The sequence below is a fragment of the Lacihabitans soyangensis genome (assembly GCF_024343775.1).
Classification (GTDB): Bacteria; Bacteroidota; Bacteroidia; order Cytophagales; family Spirosomataceae; genus Leadbetterella; species Leadbetterella soyangensis.
Genome location: NZ_RJUF01000154.1, coordinates 1 through 1,266, shown reverse-complemented (window position 1 = coordinate 1,266; position 1,266 = coordinate 1). Strand labels below are relative to the sequence as shown.

At 40.3% G+C, this 1,266-nt stretch carries 1 protein-coding gene; it reads right to left on the bottom strand.

What is annotated here, in order from left to right; all coding sequences use genetic code 11:
• A partial coding sequence (locus EGI31_RS15180; RefSeq protein ID WP_255038002.1) for an SdrD B-like domain-containing protein occupies positions 1 to 1,266 on the bottom strand: 1,266 nt, incomplete at both ends.

Genomic DNA, 1,266 nt, shown 5'->3' with positions numbered 1-1,266 from the left:
ATAGCTGCCAGCAGTCAAACCATTTGCTGTTGCTGAGGTTCCACCGCTTGGTAGCCAGTTGTAAGTATATGCTGGTGTTCCGCCCAAGGCTGTTACCGTCGCTTTTCCGTCGTTTCCTCCGAAACAGCTAACATCTATCTTCGTTGCACTTGCAGTCAATTGCGTTGGCTGTGCTATCGTTACACTTGCTGTTACTGTACATGAGTTCGCATCTGTTATAACTACCGAGTACGTACCAGCTGTTAAGGCTGTGGCTTTATTCGTGGTTTGAACTGGAGAGGTACTCCATACATATGTGTAAGGGAGCTTGCCACCTTTTACACTAATTTCAGCACTTCCGTCATTTCCACCAAAACATGAAACATTTTTAACCACTGGCTGTCCATTAAATTCTAAAGGTTCAGGAACTACTACTAAGGTTGTTGCAGAAACTAATGGACATTTTCCATCTGCCGCAATTGTATTTGTAATTGTGTAAGAACCTGAATTCGCCAAGGCAATGGTGATACTACCAGAAGTAGTATTTAATGCACCAGCTCCTAAAGATGGAGATGATGTAAACTGGCCTGCTATTGCACCATTTGCAAAATTTGGTATCAGAATAGTATTATCCTTGTAACAGAATTTAGTGATTGGATAATTAAATTCAGCCGTTTTAATACATTTATAGAAACCAGCATCAACAGTTTGATTATCATCACCACTTTGAATTATGATTGAACCAGTTTTTCCTGTGATTTGATCAGCATCGCTATCAATTCCATCGTTTGAACCTCGGTCTTTAGGGCTATTTGTATAATCACCAGCTGCACCAGGAGTTACAAATTCTACACTATAAGTACCTGGAGTTAAATTAGTAAACTGATAGAAACCATTCACATCTGTTGTCGCCGTTAAGCTAACCAGTGCACCAGTTCCGGTTGTTCCTGTCAATTTAACTGTTACACCTTGAATTCCTTTTTCTCCAAATTCTTGAATACCATTTTTATTTACATCTTCCCATACGTAATCTCCCAACTTAGCTGGTTTGAAGTATCCTGCGTCTAATGTGTTATTAGTTTCACCTGATACTATCGTCACTGACTGTGTCGTTCCTGTTGTTTTACTTGCATCACTGTCAGTTGCATCATTTGTTCCTTGGTTTGGATCTGTTGTTGTATAGCCAGCTGGCTTAGTAAACGTTACGGTGTAATCTCCTGGTTTTAGACCATTGAATACATATTCTCCGTTTGGTCCTGTAGTTGTAGTAGCCGTTACTGGGTTTCC